Origin of the sequence: Streptomyces minutiscleroticus (assembly GCF_014650875.1) — a bacterium.
In the GTDB taxonomy this organism is placed as follows: domain Bacteria; phylum Actinomycetota; class Actinomycetes; order Streptomycetales; family Streptomycetaceae; genus Streptomyces; species Streptomyces minutiscleroticus.
The window spans coordinates 661,588-680,292 of record NZ_BMVU01000001.1 but is presented as its reverse complement, the minus strand read 5'-3'; the positions used below and the strand labels follow the sequence as shown (position 1 = coordinate 680,292).

The 18,705-nt window shown below is 72.0% G+C and carries 15 protein-coding genes, 1 tRNA gene and 1 pseudogene; 7 read left to right on the top strand and 10 right to left on the bottom strand.

Annotation, left to right across the window (positions count from 1 at the left end):
* From IE271_RS02740 to IE271_RS02730, 3 genes are read left to right on the top strand one after another with little or no spacing between them, the layout of a single operon-like run.
* Positions 1-1,830 (top strand): branched-chain amino acid ABC transporter permease, encoded by a 1,830-nt coding sequence (locus IE271_RS02740; RefSeq protein WP_190188464.1) that lies wholly within the window; start codon positions 1-3, stop codon positions 1,828-1,830.
* A gap of 5 nt (positions 1,831-1,835) precedes the next feature.
* Positions 1,836-2,768 (top strand): ABC transporter ATP-binding protein, encoded by a 933-nt coding sequence (locus IE271_RS02735; RefSeq protein ID WP_190188463.1) that lies wholly within the window; start codon positions 1,836-1,838, stop codon positions 2,766-2,768.
* Positions 2,765-3,481, top strand: coding sequence for an ABC transporter ATP-binding protein (locus IE271_RS02730; protein WP_190188462.1), 717 nt, complete (start codon positions 2,765-2,767; stop codon positions 3,479-3,481). The genes IE271_RS02735 and IE271_RS02730 overlap by 4 nt, the downstream gene beginning before the upstream one ends.
* Positions 3,482-3,790: 309 nt before the next feature.
* Here IE271_RS02730 and IE271_RS02725 read toward each other — a convergent pair whose 3' ends face one another.
* Positions 3,791-4,450: an ANTAR domain-containing response regulator gene (locus tag IE271_RS02725; RefSeq protein WP_190188461.1), complete on the bottom strand. Its 660-nt coding sequence runs from the start codon at positions 4,448-4,450 to the stop codon at positions 3,791-3,793.
* Positions 4,451-4,549: 99 nt separating this feature from the next.
* Here IE271_RS02725 and IE271_RS02720 point away from each other — a divergent pair.
* Positions 4,550-4,622, top strand: a tRNA-Leu gene (locus IE271_RS02720).
* A 105-nt stretch (positions 4,623-4,727) separates the two neighbouring features.
* Positions 4,728-5,349, top strand: a pseudogene (locus IE271_RS02715) (transcriptional regulator).
* Here the strand turns inward: IE271_RS02715 and IE271_RS02710 are convergent.
* The 5 genes from IE271_RS02710 to pyk form a co-directional block, all read right to left on the bottom strand.
* Positions 5,318-5,914, bottom strand: a complete 597-nt coding sequence (locus tag IE271_RS02710) for a class F sortase (protein WP_190188460.1) — start codon at positions 5,912-5,914, stop codon at positions 5,318-5,320. The pseudogene IE271_RS02715 and the gene IE271_RS02710 overlap by 32 nt on opposite strands.
* Positions 5,915-5,975: 61 nt before the next feature.
* Complete coding sequence (locus IE271_RS02705; protein ID WP_308435149.1) at positions 5,976-6,434, bottom strand: hypothetical protein; 459 nt, start codon at positions 6,432-6,434, stop codon at positions 5,976-5,978.
* A gap of 51 nt (positions 6,435-6,485) precedes the next feature.
* The gene (locus IE271_RS02700; RefSeq protein ID WP_190188574.1) at positions 6,486-8,375 is read right to left on the bottom strand and encodes a sensor histidine kinase; all 1,890 of its coding nucleotides are present in this window, start codon (positions 8,373-8,375) and stop codon (positions 6,486-6,488) included.
* 64 nt (positions 8,376-8,439) lie between these two features.
* Complete coding sequence (locus IE271_RS02695) at positions 8,440-9,165, bottom strand: response regulator transcription factor (protein WP_190188459.1); 726 nt, start codon at positions 9,163-9,165, stop codon at positions 8,440-8,442.
* Between the two features lie 103 nt (positions 9,166-9,268).
* Complete coding sequence (gene pyk, locus IE271_RS02690; RefSeq protein WP_190188458.1) at positions 9,269-10,705, bottom strand: pyruvate kinase; 1,437 nt, start codon at positions 10,703-10,705, stop codon at positions 9,269-9,271.
* Between the two features lie 345 nt (positions 10,706-11,050).
* On the opposite strand from pyk, the gene IE271_RS02685 reads away from it, so the two are divergent.
* Positions 11,051-12,865: a bifunctional metallophosphatase/5'-nucleotidase gene (locus tag IE271_RS02685; RefSeq protein ID WP_190188457.1), complete on the top strand. Its 1,815-nt coding sequence runs from the start codon at positions 11,051-11,053 to the stop codon at positions 12,863-12,865.
* Between the two features lie 148 nt (positions 12,866-13,013).
* Here the strand turns inward: IE271_RS02685 and pepN are convergent, their stop codons facing one another.
* The 4 genes from pepN to IE271_RS02665 form a co-directional block, all read right to left on the bottom strand.
* Positions 13,014-15,503 (bottom strand): aminopeptidase N, encoded by a 2,490-nt coding sequence (gene pepN, locus IE271_RS02680; RefSeq protein ID WP_190188456.1) that lies wholly within the window; start codon positions 15,501-15,503, stop codon positions 13,014-13,016.
* Between the two features lie 323 nt (positions 15,504-15,826).
* Entirely contained in the window at positions 15,827-16,372 is a 546-nt protein-coding gene (locus IE271_RS02675; RefSeq protein ID WP_190188455.1) for a response regulator, read from the bottom strand.
* A 188-nt stretch (positions 16,373-16,560) separates the two neighbouring features.
* Positions 16,561-16,986, bottom strand: a complete 426-nt coding sequence (locus tag IE271_RS02670) for a chorismate mutase (RefSeq protein ID WP_190188454.1) — start codon at positions 16,984-16,986, stop codon at positions 16,561-16,563.
* A gap of 11 nt (positions 16,987-16,997) precedes the next feature.
* Positions 16,998-17,426: a helix-turn-helix domain-containing protein gene (locus IE271_RS02665; RefSeq protein WP_229919082.1), complete on the bottom strand. Its 429-nt coding sequence runs from the start codon at positions 17,424-17,426 to the stop codon at positions 16,998-17,000.
* 136 nt (positions 17,427-17,562) lie between these two features.
* Here IE271_RS02665 and IE271_RS02660 point away from each other — a divergent pair, with 136 nt between their 5' ends.
* Positions 17,563-18,459 (top strand): hypothetical protein, encoded by an 897-nt coding sequence (locus IE271_RS02660; RefSeq protein ID WP_190188453.1) that lies wholly within the window; start codon positions 17,563-17,565, stop codon positions 18,457-18,459.
* Positions 18,460-18,705: the final 246 nt, after the last annotated feature.

Genomic DNA, 18,705 nt, shown 5'->3' with positions numbered 1-18,705 from the left:
ATGACCACCACTCAGACCACCGCACCCGAGGCCCCGCGCGGCGACGCCGCCACCAAGCCCTACAGCCTCATCGGCATCCCCGCGCCCACCGGCCGCGCCCTCGCCACCGGCGGCGGCGCCCTCGCCGTCGTCTCCACCTTCCTCGCCTGGACCTGGACCTCCGAGTTCCCCGGCGACCTCACCGTCTACGGCTACCCGGGCGGCCTGCAGGTCCTCGTCCTCATCGGCGGCGCCCTCACCGCCCTGTTCGGCCTCGCCTCCTACGGCGTCAAGGGCCTGCGCGCCCTCACCCCGGGCAGCGCCGACAGCGCCCTCAAACTCGCCGCCCTCGGTACCTTCGTCACCACCTGGTACACGATCATCGCGATCAGCGTGCAGCTCGGCGGCCTCGTCAACCTCGAACCCGGCGGCTACGTCGCCGCCGCCGCCGGACTCGCCACCGCCCTCGGCGCCCTCTCCCTGCCCTACGAGCGCCCCGAGACCGAACCCGGCGACCCCGACGACAGCGGCTGGGAGAAGTTCCGCCACAGCGCGCGCAACGCCGCCACCGTCTTCAAGGCCGGCTTCACCACGGGCCCCGTCGCCCCGCCGCGCGCTCTGCCCGCCTACGCCGAGATCCTCGTCATCGTCGTCGCCCTCGCACTCGGCCTGACCGTCTTCACCTACGGCATCGGCACCGAGTACGACGAACTCTTCGTCGGCTTCCTCATCACCACCGGCTTCGCCTTCGCCGCCGTCGCCAAGGCCGGACTCGTCAGCCGCGTCTCCGCACTCACCGCCAAGCACCGCAACGTCACCCTGGTCGGCGCGTTCGTCGCGGCCGCCGCCTTCCCCTTCACCCAGTCCGACGACCAGTACGCCACCATCGGCGTCTACATCCTGATCTTCGCCACCGTCGCCCTCGGCCTCAACATCGTCGTCGGCCTCGCCGGCCTCCTCGACCTCGGCTACGTCGCCTTCCTCGGCGTCGGCGCCTACACCGCCGCCATGGTCTCCGGCTCCCCCTCCTCCCCCTTCGACATCCACCTCCCCTTCTGGGCCTCCGCCCTCCTCGGCGCCGCCGTCGCCATGGTCTTCGGCGTCATCATCGGCGCCCCCACCCTCCGCCTGCGCGGCGACTACCTCGCCATCGTCACCCTCGGCTTCGGCGAGATCTTCCGCATCACCGTCCTCAACATGGACGGCACCTCCGGACCCGACATCACCAACGGCTCCAACGGCATCTCCTCGATCCCGAACCTCAACATCCTCGGCTTCGACTTCGGCGAGGAACACAGCATCGCCGGCTTCGCCATCGGCCGCTTCGCCAACTACTTCCTGCTGATGCTGCTCATCACACTCGTCGTCGTGATCGTCTTCCGGCGCAGCAGCGACTCCCGCATCGGCCGCGCCTGGATCGCCATCCGCGAGGACGAGACCGCCGCCCTCGCCATGGGCATCAACGGCTTCCGCGTCAAACTCATCGCCTTCGCCCTCGGCGCCGCCCTCGCCGGCCTCGCCGGCACCGTCCAGGCCCACGTCACCTACACCGTCACACCCGAGCAGTACCAGTTCGCCCACGTCGTCCCGCCCAACTCCGCCTTCCTGCTCGCCGCGGTCGTCCTCGGCGGCATGGGCACCATCAGCGGCCCCCTCGTCGGCGCCGCCCTGCTCTACCTGATCCCGGCCAAGCTCCAGTTCCTCGGCGACTACCAGCTCTTCGCCTTCGGCCTCGCGCTCGTCCTGCTCATGCGCTTCCGTCCGGAAGGCCTCATCCCGAACCGGCGCCGCCAGCTCGAATTCCACGAAGAGACGGAAGCACCCACAGTCCTCAGCAAGGCAGGGGCCTGACCACCATGACCACCGACACCACCACCCAGAGCACCGCCCCGGCCGCCGCACCCGGCGAGACCGTCCTCGACGCACGCGGCGTCACCATGCGCTTCGGCGGCCTCACCGCCGTACGCAACGTCGACCTGCACGTCAACAGCGGCGAGATCGTCGGACTCATCGGCCCCAACGGCGCCGGCAAGACCACCTTCTTCAACTGCCTCACCGGCCTCTACATCCCCACCGAAGGAGAGGTCCGCTACAAGGGCCAGGTCCTGCCCCCCAAATCCTTCAAGGTCACCGCCGCCGGCATCGCCCGCACCTTCCAGAACATCCGCCTCTTCGCCAACATGACGGTCCTGGAGAACGTCCTCGTCGGCCGCCACACCCGCACCAAGGAAGGCCTCTGGTCCGCCCTCCTGCGCGGCCCCGGCTTCCACAAGGCCGAAGCCGCCTCCCGCGCCCGCGCCCAGGAACTCCTGGAATTCGTCGGCCTCGCCGACAAGGCCGAACACCTGGCCCGCAACCTCCCCTACGGCGAACAGCGCAAACTGGAGATCGCCCGGGCCCTGGCCAGCGAACCCGGCCTGCTCCTCCTCGACGAGCCCACCGCCGGCATGAACCCCCAGGAGACCCGCGCCACCGAGGAACTCGTCTTCGCCATCCGCGACCAGGGCATCGCCGTCCTCGTCATCGAGCACGACATGCGCTTCATCTTCAACCTCTGCGACCGCGTCGCCGTCCTCGTCCAGGGCGAGAAACTCGTCGAGGGCGACAGCGCGACCGTGCAGGGCGACGAACGCGTCGTCGCCGCCTACCTCGGAGAACCCTTCGAGAACGCACCCGGCGACGAGGAGGCCGCAGAGGTCGAGGCCGCCGAGACGCACGCCGGGTCCACCGCGGACGCCGCACCCCGCGAGGCGACCGACACGGCGACCGGCAAGGAGAACGACCGATGACCGCACTGCTCGAAGTGGAGGACCTCCGGGTCGCCTACGGCAAGATCGAAGCCGTCAAGGGCATCTCCTTCAAGGTCGACGCCGGCGAGGTCGTCACCCTCATCGGCACCAACGGCGCCGGCAAGACCACCACCCTGCGCACCCTGTCCGGCCTCCTCAAGCCCGTCGGCGGCCAGATCAGGTTCGACGGCAAATCCCTGAAGAAGACCCCCGCCCACCAGATCGTCTCCCTCGGCCTCGCCCACTCCCCCGAGGGGCGGCACATCTTCCCCCGCATGACGATCGAGGACAACCTGCGTCTCGGCGCCTTCCTCCGCAACGACAAGGCCGGCATCGAGAAGGACATCCAGCGCGCCTACGACCTCTTCCCCATCCTCGGGGAACGCCGCAAACAGGCCGCCGGCACCCTCTCCGGCGGCGAGCAGCAGATGCTCGCCATGGGCCGGGCCCTGATGTCCCAGCCCAAACTGCTCATGCTCGACGAACCCTCCATGGGCCTCTCCCCGATCATGATGCAGAAGATCATGGCCACCATCGCCGAACTCAGGTCCCAGGGCACCACCATCCTGCTCGTCGAGCAGAACGCCCAGGCGGCGCTCTCCCTCGCCGATCACGGCCACGTCATGGAGATCGGCAAGATCGTGCTCTCCGGCACGGGCCGCGACCTCCTCCACGACGAGTCGGTCCGCAAGGCCTACCTCGGCGAGGACTGACCCGGCCACCGGGCCGCACACCCCCGGCCCCACCGGGCCGCCCCCTGGGACCACCCCGGGTGCGCGGCCCTGGGAGCACCCCGGGCCGCGCGCCCGGTACGGCACACGAAGGGCCCGCACCCCGTTCCCCGGGATGCGGGCCCTTCGCACACCTCGCACGACCACCACGGCCTCACCTCGCACGACCACCACCGGCCGCACCGCACGACGAACACCGCCACGACCGCCCCAGCCGCACGGCGAACACCGGCCACGACCAACCTCTCGTCCGGCGAGGCCGTCACGACCGGCCCCACCGCACGACAGGACTCAGCCGCCCTTGGCCGCCTTCTTCTCCTGCGCGTCCTGGATGACCGCCTCCGCCACCTGCTGCATCGACATCCGCCGGTCCATCGACGTCTTCTGGATCCACCGGAACGCCGCCGGCTCCGTCAGCCCGTACTCCGTCTGCAGCACCGACTTCGCCCGGTCCACCAGCTTGCGCGTCTCCAGCCGCTGCGCGAGGTCCGCGACCTCCTTCTCCAGCGTCTTCAGCTGCGCGAAACGGGAGACCGCCATCTCGATCGCCGGCACCACGTCGCTCTTGCTGAACGGCTTCACCAGATACGCCATCGCACCCGCGTCCCGCGCCCGCTCCACCAGGTCGCGCTGCGAGAACGCGGTCAGCATCAGCACCGGCGCGATCGACTCCTCGGCGATCCTCTCGGCCGCCGAGATGCCGTCGAGCTTCGGCATCTTCACGTCCATGATCACCAGGTCGGGACGGTGCTCGCGGGCCAGCTCGACGGCCTGCTCGCCGTCGCCCGCCTCACCGACGACGGAGTAACCCTCTTCTTCGAGCATCTCCTTGAGGTCGAGGCGGATGAGGGCCTCGTCCTCGGCGATGACGACACGGGTCGTCAGCGGAGGCACGTGCGACTTCTCGTCATCGGGCGCGTCTACGGGCTGGGGCGACTCGGGGGCGGTCACGGGGGCTCCTTCAGGGCAGGGTGCTGCTCCCAAGAGCCTACCTAGCTGCGGTAAGGTAAGAGCACGGCGGGGTAACCGCCAACCTTTGTTTCGCAGGAAGCCCCGGTAGTCCAGCGGTAGAGACACGGTGCTCAAACCACCGACAGCGTCGGTTCGAATCCGACTCGGGGCACTTCTCCTTCCTTTCCAAGGTCATCACCCCAAGCGGATGTCCCCATTCTCGTGAACATCCGCCTTTTGCTGTGTGTCGCGGCGACGTCGGCCACAGAGTGTCCGTATGTACGACATGGGCACACGCCAAGCGGGCGCTCGCGCTACTCGACCAGGGACGCACCCTGAACTCCGTCAGCAAGGAGACGGGCGTCTCCCGCGCGGCCATACGTTCCTGGCGCACCCGGGTCGAACCCCGCTCACGGGCCGACCGTCCGTGCCCCCGCTGCCAGGGCGCCCCCGGCCGTCCCGACCGACCGGCTTCGTACGCTTACCTCCTCGGCTTCTACCTCGGCGACGGCTGTATCAGCGCTCATCGCAGAGGCGTCCACTACCTGCGCATCGTGTGCGACAACGCCTGGCCGGGGCTCATCACGCTCGAACCCTGGCAGCAGGAGATCGTCGACGCCCACCCATGGGAGTTCATCCGCGGTCTGATCCACTCCGACGGCTGCCGGGTCACCAACTGGACGACCCGCCTCGTCGGCGGTGAGCGCAAGCGCTACGAGTACCCGCGGTACTTCTTCACCGACGTGTCCGACGACACCCGGAAGCTGTTCACGGACACCCTGGACCGCCTGGGCGTGGAGTGGACGCACTGCACACGTCATGGCAGTCCTTACAACATCTCCGTCGCCCGCAGAGCCTCCGTAGCCCTCATGGACGCCCACGTGGGGCCTGAGCACTGAGCGTGGCGTACACGATCAGGTTGTCCACCGTGTGGCCGTCGGAGTCGTACGCGCCGTCGCAGGTGATCAGGCGCAGGGCGCGGTCGTCGGTCGGGCCGTAGACCTTCTGGGAGGGGAAGGCGTTCTTCTTGACGGCCTCGGTGGCGGTGACGGTGAAGTGGAGCGTCGTGCCCTCGGTGTCCTCGACCGTGATGTCCGCGCCCTCGCGGATCTTCTTCAGGTCGTGGAAGACGGCGTCGCCGTGGCGGGTCTCGTTGTGGCCTATGAGGACCGCCGCCCCGACGTCGCCGGGGACGCTGCTGCCGGTGTACCAGCCGGTGGTCATGGGCTGGTCGGCGGGCGGGACCTGGACGGTGCGGTCCTCGTTGAGGCCGAGTTCCGTCACCGGGCTGGAGATGCCGAGGGAGGGGATGGTCACGTGGGTGGGGTTCGTCGGGCCGGCGGGTGCGGCCCGCTGCTTCCGCGGGGTGGGGGCGCTGTCCGCCGTGGGGTTCGGCGAGCAGCCCGTCAGTGCGACGAGGGTGGCGCAGGCGAGGGCCGACGCGGTGCGGGTGGTGCGGGACACGAGGACTCCAGACAGGGCGGGGCGCCTGGTCCGCCGTGGTGGACCAGGCGCCTGATGCGGGTCAGCCGTTGTGCTGCGCGCCCGCGCGGCGGCGCAGGACGTACGTGCCCGCGCCCGCGAGCAGGACGGTGCCGGCGGCCGTGCCGTAGAGGGCGGCGTCACTGCCCGGGGCCGGGGAGGCCGGGCGCTCGCCGGCGGCGACGCCGCCGCGCGGGATCGTGGCGTCTTCCGGTGCCCGGGTGGGTTCGGGCTTGGCCGGGGTGCGGTCGGTGCCCTCGGCGGCTTCGTCGCGGTCGGCGCCCTCCTCGGGGGCCGTGGTGGGTTCGGGCTTGGCCTCGGTCGCCGGGCGCGTCGGCTCGTCGGTGGCGAGGGCGGCGGTGGCGGGGGCGAGCACCGCGCCGGTCACGCCGAGGGCGACCACGGCGGCGCGGAGGAGGGACGGGCGGTGGGACAGGGACATGTGGGACGACTCCAGTTCCGGCCCGCTCCTCGGTGACGCGTCGTGCGTGCTGCGGGCCATGTCCCACACCTTGGCCGGGAGTTGTGAGGAACCTGTCAGGCGGCGGTCAGGTCACCGTGTTCCCTCACCGGCGGGCGGTTCGGCGGCCGGCAGGCGGAGGGTGAAGACGGAGCCCTTTCCCTCGGTGCTGGTGGCGCTGACCGTCCCGCCGTGGGCTTCGGTCAGTTTCCTGACGATGGAGAGGCCGAGTCCGCTGCCTCCGGTGCGGCGGTTGCGGGACTTCTCGGCGCGCCAGAAGCGGTCGAAGACGTACGGGAGGTCCGTGGCCGGTATGCCGCTGCCGGTGTCGGTGACGTCGATGACGGTCTGCTGTCCGTCCGGGGCGGTGTGGGCGTGGAGGGTGACGCTGCCTCCCGCCGGGGTGTGGCGGAGGGCGTTGGAGACGAGGTTGCCGACGGCCTGCCGGAGTCGTACCGGGTCGGCCGTCAGTGCGGCCGGTGCGCCCGGGACCACTTCCAGCGTGACTCCTGCCGTGTCCGCCCCCGCCTGGTGGGCCGCGGCGACCTGGGCGAGGAGGTCGTCGATCACGACCGGTTCGCGGTGGAGCCGCAGCGTGCCCGCGTCGGCGGCGGCGAGGTCCTGGAGGTCGTCGATGATGTGCTGGAGCTGGACCGCTTCGTCGTGGAGCGAGGAGAGGAAGGCGGGGTCGGGGGCGGCCAGGCCGTCCTGTGCGGCTTCGAGCCAGCCGCGGATGTTGCTCAGGGGTGTGCGCAGTTCGTGGGCCACGTCGCTGACCATGGCCTTGCGTTGTTCTTCGAGGCGGGCGCGGTGGGCGGTCATGTCGTTGAAGGCGGCGGCCAGTCGTCCGATCTCGTTGTCCTCCGCGACGGGTACGGTCTCGGGTTCCTCGCCGTCGCGCATGCGCTGGGCGGCGCCGGTGAGGGCGTGCAGGGGGCGTACGAGCCGGGCTCCGGCGAGGAGTGAGGCGCCGACGGTGAGGGCGAGGACGATGGCGGCGACTCCGGCGATGCGTGCGGTGTTGGCCGGGGTGAGGTCGTACGTGGGGGTGGCGGTGGTGCCGCCGGGGTCGGTGATGAAGAGCAGCGCGGGTGAGGCGACGTAGGAGCCGAGTTGTTCGCGGCGGGCGCTGTCGACGCAGGAGGCGGCGGCGCGGTCGGCCTCGCTGTCGGGGACGGTGGGTTCGGTGGAGGGGGCGGGGGCGGGTACGGCGGTCGGGGCGGGTACGGCGGTCGGGGCGCGTTCGGCGGCGACGGGGGCTTCGGTCGGCGAGGTGTCGTAGCCGTCCGTGCCGGCCCGGGGCCAGGAGAAGTCCAGGTTGAGCCGGATACCGGGGCGGTCCTGGCGGTCCAGGCAGGCGTCGGCCAGTTGGTTGAGGGCGCCGAGGGCCTGTTGTTCGGTGGTGGTGGGCCGGTCCAGTGTGCTCGTGCGGCAGCGGGTGTCCTGGGTGGTGGCGGTCTGGCCGCCGACGAGCTGGACGCGGGGGCGTCCGCTGGCCGTCCGGACGACGTCGGCGGCGATGCCGAGGCGGTTGAGGCAGGCGACGTGCTCGTCCGCGGCCTTGCGGAGTGCTCTCTGTTCGGCGGCGGGGAGCAGGAAGGGGCCCACTGCGCGGGGGTCGATGCGGTCGGCCGTGCCGGAGGAGGCATCGGTGAGGGCGGTGTCCACCGACAGGGGGTCCACGACCGCCGATGCCTGCGGGGGCAGGGTCGGTGGTGTGCTGCGTCCGCCGGAGTCGGCGATGGGCCGGCGGCTCTGGGTGGTGAGGACGATGCGGCGCTCGGAGTGTTCCGCCAGGTCCCGCACGGTCTGCTGGACGCCGTCCCAGCGGGGGTGGGCGGCGGCGTAGCCGAGGAGGGTGTTGTAGATGCGGGCGTCGGCGGTGAGGTCGCGTCCTTGCTGCTGTCTGATGGCGCCGGAGGTGGTCTGGGAGGCGAGCCAGGCGGTGGCAGTGACCGAGCAGGCGGCGACCAGCGCGGACATGAGCAGGAGGCGGCCGAGGAGGCTCTTGCGGAGCGGGGGCCGGGTGCGTCGTTCGTCGGTGCGGTCACGGCTCGGCACGTCGTGGACCCTTTCCCGGGTCTGCCATCTTGTAGCCGACGCCGAAGACGGTGAGCAGCAGGGCCGGTCGCCGGGGATCGGGTTCGATCTTCTTGCGCAGGTTGGAGATGTGCATGTCGACGGTGCGGTGGCCGATGTAGCGGTCGAAGCCGTGGAGTTCTTCGAGGAGCCGCCGTCTGCTGAAGACGCGTCCGGGTTCGGCGGCCAGGGCGGCGAGGATGCGGAACTCACCGGGTGTGCAGTCGACGGGGGTGCCGTCGACGGAGACCTCGTGGCGGGCCGGGTCGACGGCGAGGGTGCCGACGCGCAGGGGCGTGTCCGGGGCGGGGCCGGGGTCGGCGGTGCGTCGGGGGCGGCGCAGGAGGGTGCGTACCCGGGCCATGAGTTCGCGGGGGCTGTAGGGCTTGGTCATGTAGTCGTCGGCGCCGAGGTCGAGGCCGAGCAGCAGGTCGTCCTCGGTGGTGCGGGCGGTGAGCATGAGGACGGGGAGGTCGCGGTGTTCGGCGCGCAGGACGCGGACGACGTCCAGGCCGTCGGCGCGGGGCATCATCACGTCGAGGAGCAGGAGGTCGGGGTCGCGGTGCCGTACCTGTTCGAGGGCGGTGAGGCCGTCCGCGACGACGGTGACCGTGTGGCCCTCGCGTTCGAGGTAGCGGCGTATGAGTTCGGCCTGTTTTCCGTCGTCTTCGGCGACGATGACGTCTGCGCACACGCGGACGATCGTAAGGGCGGCCGGAGGGGGAGCCGTCCGGGGTGCGGTTCGCTCGGGGCCGCCGGCGGGTCCCCTCCTGGGAGGGGCCCGCCGGTACGGCTGCCTACTTGGGGCTGTCGTCCTCGCCGATGTGGTGGACGCGGACGAGGTTCGTGGAGCCGGAGACGCCGGGCGGGGAGCCGGCGGTGATGACGACGGTGTCGCCCTTCTGGCAGCGGCCGTACTGGAGGAGGAGTTCGTCGACCTGGTCGACCATCGCGTCGGTGGAGTCGACGTGCGGGCCGAGGAAGGTCTCGACGCCCCAGGTGAGGCTGAGCTGGGAGCGGGTGGCCGGTTCGGGGGTGAAGGCCAGGAGGGGGATGGGCGAGCGGTAGCGGGACAGGCGTCGCACCGTGTCGCCGGACTGGGTGAAGGCGACGAGGAACTTGGCGCCGAGGAAGTCGCCCATCTCGGCGGCGGCGCGGGCGACGGCGCCGCCCTGGGTGCGGGGCTTGTTGCGCTCGGTCAGCGGCGGCAGGCCCTTGGCGAGGATGTCCTCCTCGGCTGCCTCGACGATGCGGGCCATGGTGCGGACGGTCTCGACGGGGTATTTGCCGACGCTGGTCTCGCCGGAGAGCATGACGGCGTCGGTGCCGTCGATGACGGCGTTGGCGACGTCGCTGGCCTCGGCGCGGGTGGGCCGGGAGTTGTCGATCATGGAGTCGAGCATCTGGGTGGCGACGATGACCGGCTTGGCGTTGCGGCGGGCGAGTTTGACGGCGCGCTTCTGGACGATGGGGACCTGTTCGAGGGGCATCTCGACGCCGAGGTCGCCGCGGGCGACCATGATGCCGTCGAAGGCGGCGACGATGTCGTCGATGTTCTCGACGGCCTGGGGTTTCTCGACCTTGGCGATGACGGGGAGGCGGCGGCCCTCCTCGTCCATGATGCGGTGGACGTCCTCGATGTCGCGGCCGGTGCGGACGAAGGAGAGGGCGATGACGTCGAAGCCGGTGCGCAGGGCCCAGCGGAGGTCGGCCTCGTCCTTGTCGGACAGGGCGGGGACGGAGACGGCGACGCCGGGGAGGTTGAGGCCCTTGTGGTCGGAGACCATGCCGCCTTCGACGACGGTGGTGCGGACGCGGGGGCCGTCGACCTCGGTGACCTCCAGGCAGACCTTGCCGTCGTCGACGAGGATGCGTTCGCCGGGGGTGACGTCGGCGGCGAGGCCTTCGTAGGTGGTGCCGCAGGTCTGGCGGTCGCCTTCGGTGCCTTCTTCGACGGTGATGGTGAAGCTGTCGCCGCGTTCGAGGAGTACGGGTCCTTCGGTGAAGCGGCCGAGCCTGATCTTCGGGCCTTGAAGGTCGGCGAGGATGCCGACGCTGCGTCCGGTCTCGTCGGAGGCCTTGCGGACGTGGTGGTAGCGCTCTTCGTGCTCGGCGTGGCTGCCGTGGCTGAGGTTGAAGCGTGCTACGTCCATTCCGGCTTCGACCAGGGCCTTGATCTGATCGTACGTGTGGGTCGCGGGGCCCAGGGTGCAGACGATTTTGGCTCGGCGCATGGTTCGAGATTAGGGCTTACCGATGGGTAGGGGTTTGGTCGTGCGTGACTACTCAACGGCGGTTCGGTGAAGGGGAATTGACAAGTGTTGAAGTGTGCGCATGGGTGCTCTGTTGAGCGCGCGGACGGGTTCGCCGAGGTGGCGGGCGGTGCGGGCGGGTAGGCGCGGGCGGGGCGGGCGGCGGTGGCCGGTCATCGGATCGAAACGTTGCGGGGGTGTTGCCCGCTACCTGGGGTGGGTCAGAATCTACGCGCGTTGTGCCGTGGTGCGCGGATCCGCCGTGCCGCGACGTGCGCCCGCGTCGCACCGCGACGCTCCGATCACCGGGTTATCGAGGAGTAAGCAATGCCGCTCGACAGAAGGTCGTTCCTGGGCCGGTCCGCCGCGACGGGGGCGGGGGTGGCCCTGACCGGCGCGGCCGCGGTGCCCGCCGCGGCGGCCCCGGACCGGGGTCACGGGCGGCCGAAGCCGTCGAAGGCGAAGCGGTACGCGTTCACCGTCCTGGGCACCACGGACCTGCACGGGCACGTCTTCAACTGGGACTACTTCAAGGACGCGGAGTACTCCGACGCCGCGGGCAACGCGATGGGCCTGGCCCGGATCGCGACGCTGGTGGACGAGGTCCGCGAGGAGAAGGGCCGCGCCAACACGCTGCTGATCGACGCGGGCGACACGATCCAGGGCACGCCGCTGACGTACTACTACGCGAAGGTCGACCCGATCACCGCCGAGGGCGGCCCGGTGCACCCGATGGCGAAGGCCATGAACGCGATCGGGTACGACGCGGTGGCGCTGGGCAACCACGAGTTCAACTACGGCATCGAGACGCTGCGCAGGTTCGAGTCGCAGTGCGACTTCCCGCTGCTCGGCGCGAACGCGGTGGACGCCAGGACGCTGAAGCCGGCCTTCCCGCCCTACTTCTTCAAGACGCTGAAGGCGAAGGGCCTGCCGCCGGTGAAGGTCGCGGTCCTCGGCCTGACGAACCCGGGCATCGCGATCTGGGACAAGGCGTACGTGCAGGGCAGGCTGAAGTTCCCGGGGCTGGAGGAGCAGGCGGCGAAGTGGGTGCCGAAGCTGCGCTCGATGGGCGCGGACGTGGTCGTGGTCTCGGCGCACAGCGGCGCGTCCGGCACGTCGTCCTACGGTGACCAGCTGCCGTACGTGGAGAACTCGGCGGCGCTGGTGGCGCAGCAGGTGCCCGGGATCGACGCGATCCTGGTGGGCCACGCGCACCAGGAGATCGCCGAGCTGAAGGTCGTCAACGAGAGGACCGGGAGGACGGTCGTGCTGTCGGAGCCGCTGATGTGGGGCGAGCGGCTGACGCTGTTCGACTTCGAGCTGGTCTTCGACAAGGGCCGCTGGCAGGTGGAGTCGGTGAAGGCGTCGCTGCGGGACGCGCGCACGGCGGCCGACGACCCGCGGATCACCAGGCTGCTGCGCAAGCAGCACGAGGCGGTCGTGGAGTACGTCAACCAGGTCGTGGGCAGCGCGACCGAGACGCTGACGACGGTGGACGCCCGGTACAAGGACGCCCCGATCATCGACCTGATCAACAAGGTCCAGGAGGACGTGGTCCGGGAGGCGCTGGCGGGGACGGAGTACGCGGACCTGCCGGTGCTCTCGCAGGCGTCGCCGTTCTCGCGCACCTCGGAGATCCCGGCGGGCGAGGTGACGATCCGGGACCTGTCGAGCCTGTACGTGTACGACAACACGCTGGTGGCGAAGGTGATGACGGGTGCGCAGGTGCGGGCGTACCTGGAGTACTCGGCGGAGTACTACGTGCAGACGCCGGCCGGCGCGGCGGTGGACGCGGACAAGCTGACGAACGCGGGCAATCGGCCGGACTACAACTACGACTACGTGTCCGGGGTGCGGTACGACATCGACGTCGCGCAGCCGGCGGGGTCGCGGATCAAGAACCTGACGTACGGCGGCGCGGCGCTGGACGACGCGCAGCGGTTCGTGTTCGCGGTGAACAACTACCGGGCCAACGGCGGCGGGGCGTTCCCGCACGTGGCGTCGGCGACGGAGGTGTGGTCGGAGTCGACGGAGATCCGTACCCGGATCGCGGAGTGGGTGACGGCGAGGGGGACGCTGGACCCGGCGGACTTCGCGTCGGTGGACTGGCGTCTGACGCGGGACGGCGTGCCGGTGTTCTGACCGTCCCGGGTCCCCGGTCCGCCGGTCCCCGGGTCCTCGGGTCCCCGGGTCCTCGGTCCTCGGTCCTCGGTCCTCCGGAGCGTACGCCGACGGCGCCGGTGCCCCTTCGCGGGGCGCCGGCGCCGTCGGCGTGTGCGGGCGGGTCCGGTCAGTCCCCGTGGGCCTCTCGGACGCGCAGGGCGCGGGCCAGGTCGTCGAGCTGGTCGGTGAGCTTGCGGCGCAGGGCGGGGGTGGGGCCGTCCCCGTCGAGGCAGGCGTGCCCCAGGCGCAGGGTCCCGGGGTCGACGGCGTGGGCGGGGAAGGCGTACCGTCCGGCGGCCTCGGCGATGGCGGGGCCCCGGCGGGCGGCCACGGCGACGACGTCGGTGAAGTAGCGCGGGACGTAGGTGCGGGTGAGGTCGGCCTGCTCGGGCTGCCAGAAGCCCTGGGCGGTGGCGGTGAACAGGTAGTTGGACAGGTCGTCGCGGTGGAAGAGGGCGTCCCAGGCGGCGCGCTTGGCGTCGGGGTCGGGCAGGGCGGCGCGGCAGCGGGCGGCTCCCTCCTGGCCGGTGGCGCTGGGGTCCTGGACGAGTTCGGCCTCGATGACGACGTCGTCGATCGCGCCGAGGACGGCGAGGCGGCCGAGGATGCGCCAGCGCAGCTCGGGGTCGAGTTCGGGGCCGCCGGGGACGGTGCCCTCGGAGAGCCAGGCGGCGAGGGTGTCGGGGTGGGCGGCGACGTCGATGAGGTGCCGTACGGCGGTCAGGCGCAGTCCGGGGTGGTCGCCGTCCTCGGTGCGGCGGATCAGGTCGCGGCACAGGTCGGTGAGGGTGGCGAGGGCGGCGGGGCGCCCGGCGGCGGGCAGGAGGCGGTCGGTGACCTGGGTGACGGCGAAGGCGAGGACGCCCTGCACGATCGCGAGGTCGCTCTCCTCGGGGAGGTGGGTGCGGGCGGCCTCCAGGTACGCGGCGGGTGCGAGGTCGCCGTCGCGGACCATGTCGCGCAGCGCGTTCCACAGGACGGTGCGGGTGAGGGGGTCGGGGACGCCGGAGAGGCAGCGCAGGGCGGTCTCCTGGGACGCCGCGTCCAGGCGGATCTTGGTGTAGGAGAGGTCCTGGTCGTTGGGGACGACGAGGGCGGGGCGGGGGCCGCGCCGTGTCTCCGGGGCGCCGGGGACGTCGGTCTCGTAGCGTTCGCGCAGGACGAGGGCGCGGTCCCCGGTGAGTTCGCGCTCGTAGACGCCGACGGCGATGCGGTGCGGGCGGCCGCCGCGGTGGTCGAGGGCGAGGGTCCAGTCGCCGGGACGGGCGTCGACGGCGGCGGTGAGGATGTCGACGCCGGTGGTGCGCAGCCAGGTCTCGGCCCAGGCGTGGACGTCGCGGTCGGTGGCCGAGGCGAGGGACTCGATGAGGTCGGCCAGGGTGGCGTTGGCGAACTTGTGCCGGGTGAAGTGGGTGTTGATGCCGGCGAGGAAGTCCTTCTCGCCGAGCCAGGTGACGAGCTGGCGCAGGGCGGACGCGCCCTTGGCGTAGGAGATGCCGTCGAAGTTGAGCAGTGCGGAGGCGGTGTCGGGGACGGCGTCGGGGGCGACGGGGTGGGTGGAGGGGCGCTGGTCGGCGTCGTAGCCCCAGGCCTTGCGGGCGATGCCGAAGTCGGTCCAGGTGCCGGTGAAACGGGTGGCCTCGGTGAGGATCTGGTAGCCCATGTACTCGGCGAAGGACTCGTTGAGCCAGATGTCGTCCCACCACTTGAGGGTGACGAGGTCGCCGAACCACATGTGGGCCATCTCGTGGGCGACGACGACGGCGCGGGTCTGGCGCTCGGTGTCGGTGACGGCGGAGCGGAAGACGTACTCGTCGCGGAAGGTGACGAGGCCGGGGTTCTCCATGGCGCCGGCGTTGAACTCGGGGACGAACGCCTGGTCGTAGGAGTCGAAGGGGTAGGGCTCGTCGAACCTCTCGTGGTAGCGGTCGAAGCAGGCGCGGGTGATGTCGAGGATCTCCTCGGCGTCGGCGTCGAGGTACGGGGCCAGGGAGCGGCGGCAGTGGATGCCGAAGGGCAGGCCGCGGTGGCGGGTGCGCACGGAGTGCCAGGGGCCCGCGGCGACGGCGACGAGGTAGGTGGAGATCGGCGGGGTGGTCGCGGCGCGCCAGCGGCCGCCGCCGAGGTCCTCGGTGACGCTGTTGGCGAGGACGGTCCAGCCCTCGGGCGCGGTGATCTCCAGGTCGAAGACGGCCTTGAGGTCGGGCTGGTCGAAGGCGGCGAAGACGCGCTGGACGTCGTCGAGGAAGAGCTGGGTGTAGAGGTAGGTCTCGCCGTCGCTGGGGTCGGTGAAGCGGTGCATGCCCTCGCCGGTGCGGGAGTAGCGCATCTCGGCGTCGACGACGAGTTCGTGCTCGCCGGCGGCGAGGTCCTTCAGGGGGAACCGGCCGCCGTCGAGGTCCGCCGGGTCCAGGGGGTGTCCGTCGAGGGCGGCGGAGCGCAGCGCGGCGGGCTTGAGCTCGACGAAGGTGTCCGCGGTGGCGCGGGCGGTGAAGCGGATCGTGGTGCGGGAGCCGAAGGTCTCGTCGCCGCCGGTGAGGTCGAGTTCGACGCGGTAGCGGTGGACGTCGAGGAGCCTGGCACGGGTCTGCGCTTCGGCGCGCGTCAGTACGGACATGGGGACATGCTGCCTGATGGGCTCGGCCGGGCACAGGGGTGACCCCGTGAGGCGGTTGTACTGGACACCGGACGGGTCCGGCGGACTGCGCCGGGTGCGGGGAGGTGCGCCGGGTGCGGGGAGGTGCTTCGGCGGGCGGCTCACCGGGGGCGGGAGCGGGTGCGGCGGGCGGGACGGACGGACTCGGAGCCGGGTCGGGAGGAGCGGCTCGGAGGCGGCCGGGCCGTCGGACCGCCGGCCTCTCGATCCGCCGGGTGCTCGTGGGACACGGGCGGTCGGGTGCTCGTGGGACACCGGCGGTCGGGCGCTCAGGACACGGGTGGTCAGGCGGTTCTGTCCTGTTCGCGTTCGTGTTCGTGGGGGCGGGACCGGGCGAGGGGGACGCGGGCGGTGTCGGAGTGGGCGCGGGCCGGGAGGTGCCCGGCGTCGTTCTCCTCCTTGACGCGGGCCCGCAGGTCGCGGACCTCCTGTTCGAGCGCCTGGCAGCGGCGGTGGTAGTCGTACAGGTAGCGGATCTTGGTACGCAGCGTCCAGGGGTCGATGGGCTTCATGACCAGGTCGGCGACGCCGAGCCGGAAGGCGGTGGTGGCGAGTTCGCTGTTGGGGCCGAAGCCGGTGACGAGGACGACGGGGATGTTTCTCGTCTGTTCCAGGCGGCGCATGTAGCGGACGACGTCGAGGCCGCTGACGCCGGGCATGCGGACGTCGAGGAGAAGCAGCCCGACCTGGCCGCGCAGAACCTGTTTGAGGGCCTCGTCGCCGCTGGTGGCGCGGGTGATCCGGTACCCCAGCGGGGCCAGGGCGCTCTCGAGTGCGTACAGCGTGTCCTCATGGTCGTCGACGATGAGGATCTTGGCATCCGGCGGCATGGAGCGACGTCCCCTCGCTTGGAACAACAGCTTCTGCCCGAATCCGCGGACGGTGGATACCCGTCGGCCGTAAGGAGTGCTGGGGGTGCAGAGGGAACGATGCCGTATTTCGGCGCACGCGCCGAGAGGATATGCCGACAACGTCGAAGGTTTTCCGCCGTGCCGCGGGCACGGGCCCGCGGCAGGGGTCAGCGGGTGGTCTGCGCGTCCTCCGCGAGGCGCTCGTGATGGCGGATGACCTCGGCGATGATGAAGTTGAGGAGCTTCTCGGCGAACGCCGGGTCGAGTTTGGCGCTCTCGGCGAGCCGGCGCAGCCGGTCGATCTGCCGGGCCTCGCGGGCCGGGTCGGCGGGCGGCAGGTGGTGGAGCGCCTTGAGCCGCCCGACCTGCTGGGTGCACTTGAAGCGTTCGGCGAGCATGTGCACCACGGCGGCGTCGATGTTGTCGATGCTGTCGCGCAGGGCGCCGAGCTCCTCGCGGACGGCGGGGTCGACGTCGGGGGCGGGACGGGCTCCCGGGGTGCGAGGGCTGGCCGGATCGTTGCGGTGGGCGCCGGCTCCGGCGGAGCCCTCGGCTCCGGGGACGGCGGTGTCGTCCGTGCTGCGGGTGCTCATGGGCGTCCACCCTAAGGGTCCGGGGTGCCGTCGGCCGCCGGTGGGCCGCCGGGACCGGCCACCTGGTGGCGCCTGCCGCCGGGGACGGTGCGGCCCCGCCGGGCGCGGAAGCGGACGGGGGCGGTGGCCGCCCGGCGGGTGACCGGCCGGGGGAAGCGGGCGGGGGCGTCGTAGCCGGCCCGGCGGGCCGCGGCCGCGACGGGCGGGTCGGCGGTGGCGAGGAGGTCCTCGGCGCGGCCCGGGCGGATGCCGGGCAGGTACTCCTCGGGGGTGCGGCCTGCGTCGCGGCGCACGGCGGCGCGCAGCCGGTCGGTGGTCATGCCGTGCCGGGCGGCGCGCTCGGCGGCGGTCCGGCGGCGGCCGTCGGCGCCCTCGGACCAGCCGTCGCCCGCGCTGACGTCCCCGGCCACGTGGTGGCCGGGGACGCGGGGGCCGACCACGGGCAGCGCCCCGTGCCGGAGGCCGACGCCGGGGCGGACCGGGCCGAGCCGGCGGCGGGCGGGCGCGGGGCTGGGTGGGCCGGGGCCGTCGTCCTAGAGTGGGGGGAGGTTCAGGCGGCTCCGTGGGGGTGCGGGCGTGGCGAACGACGGACCGGTCGAGCACGGCTACCCGCACCTGGACACGGTGCGGGCGGCGATCACCGCGCTGTACCGGCGGCTCTCGTACGACAGCGTCCACTCCTTCGGCACCAGCGTGGCCCCCGCGGACGTGGCGTTCTGCGACACCGACGACCTGCACCTGGGCGCGCAGCGGGTGGCCCGCGAGCTGGTGCGGCACTACCGGCTGCCGGACGCCCGCATGATCGTCGCCTTCCGCGCGATGCGGCACGCCGCGAACGTCGAACTGGCCGCCGGTCCCGAGTACTTCGTCGAGCTGAACGACCGCTTCCGCACCCACCGCCGGGACATCGGCGCGGCCCTCGCGCACGAGGTGACGCACGTCCTGCTGCACCGCCTGGACCTGACGTTCCCGGGCACGCGCGACAACGAGATCCTCACCGACACCGCGGCCGCCTACCTGGGCGCGGGCTGGCTGCTGCTCGACGCCTACCGCGAGGACGCCGCCTCGTCGCAGAAGCTGGGCTATCTGACCCCGGAGGAGTTCGGGTACGTGCTGGCCAAGCGGGCCCTGGCGTTCGGCGAGGACCCGGCGGTGTGGTTCACCAGCCCGCAGGCGTACACCGCGTACGCCGAGGGCCTGGCGCGGGCCCGATCCGACGCGCGGCAGCCGCCGCTGACGGCGGCCGGCTGGGCGGGCCGCCGCCGGTACGCGCGCGACCGCCGGCGCGCCCAGGAGTCCTCCTCCCCCGGCCCGACGCCGGGCGTGCCGTACGCGTTCACGCCGGACGCCGGGGGTCCGCTGCGCGTGTCCTTCCCGTGCCCGACCTGCCACCAGCGCATCCGGGTGCCGGTGCGGGGGCGGGTGCGGGCGCGCTGCGGTCTGTGCCGCACGGTGCTGGAGTGCGACACGTGACCCGGCCCGTGGCGCCGGGGGCGTGCGCGGGGCCGGGGCCGCGGGGCGGAGGACGAGGGACGGCGGAGGACGAGGAACAGCGAGGACGAGGGACGGCGAAGGACGAAAAACAGCGAGGACGAGGGACGGCGAAGGACGAAAAACAGCGAGGACGGGGGACGGCGGGGGACGAGGGACGGAGGACGGCCGTCCCGCCTCCGCCCGGTGCGCACACGCCACAGCGCAGGACCGCCGTCCGACTCTCCC

Bases quoted from the DNA above. Each gene is read 5' to 3' on its own strand.
- IE271_RS02740 (WP_190188464.1), top strand. From the start codon at position 1: ATGACCACCACTCAGACCACCGCACCCGAGGCCCCGCGCGGCGACGCC.
- IE271_RS02735 (WP_190188463.1), top strand. From the start codon at position 1,836: ATGACCACCGACACCACCACCCAGAGCACCGCCCCGGCCGCCGCACCC.
- IE271_RS02730 (WP_190188462.1), top strand. From the start codon at position 2,765: ATGACCGCACTGCTCGAAGTGGAGGACCTCCGGGTCGCCTACGGCAAG.
- IE271_RS02705 (WP_308435149.1), bottom strand. From the start codon at position 6,434: ATGGCCCGCAGCACGCACGACGCGTCACCGAGGAGCGGGCCGGAACTG.
- IE271_RS02700 (WP_190188574.1), bottom strand. From the start codon at position 8,375: ATGTCCGCGCTGGTCGCCGCCTGCTCGGTCACTGCCACCGCCTGGCTC.
- pyk (WP_190188458.1), bottom strand. From the start codon at position 10,705: ATGCGCCGAGCCAAAATCGTCTGCACCCTGGGCCCCGCGACCCACACG.
- IE271_RS02685 (WP_190188457.1), top strand. From the start codon at position 11,051: ATGCCGCTCGACAGAAGGTCGTTCCTGGGCCGGTCCGCCGCGACGGGG.
- pepN (WP_190188456.1), bottom strand. From the start codon at position 15,503: ATGTCCGTACTGACGCGCGCCGAAGCGCAGACCCGTGCCAGGCTCCTC.
- IE271_RS02675 (WP_190188455.1), bottom strand. From the start codon at position 16,372: ATGCCGCCGGATGCCAAGATCCTCATCGTCGACGACCATGAGGACACG.
- IE271_RS02670 (WP_190188454.1), bottom strand. From the start codon at position 16,986: ATGAGCACCCGCAGCACGGACGACACCGCCGTCCCCGGAGCCGAGGGC.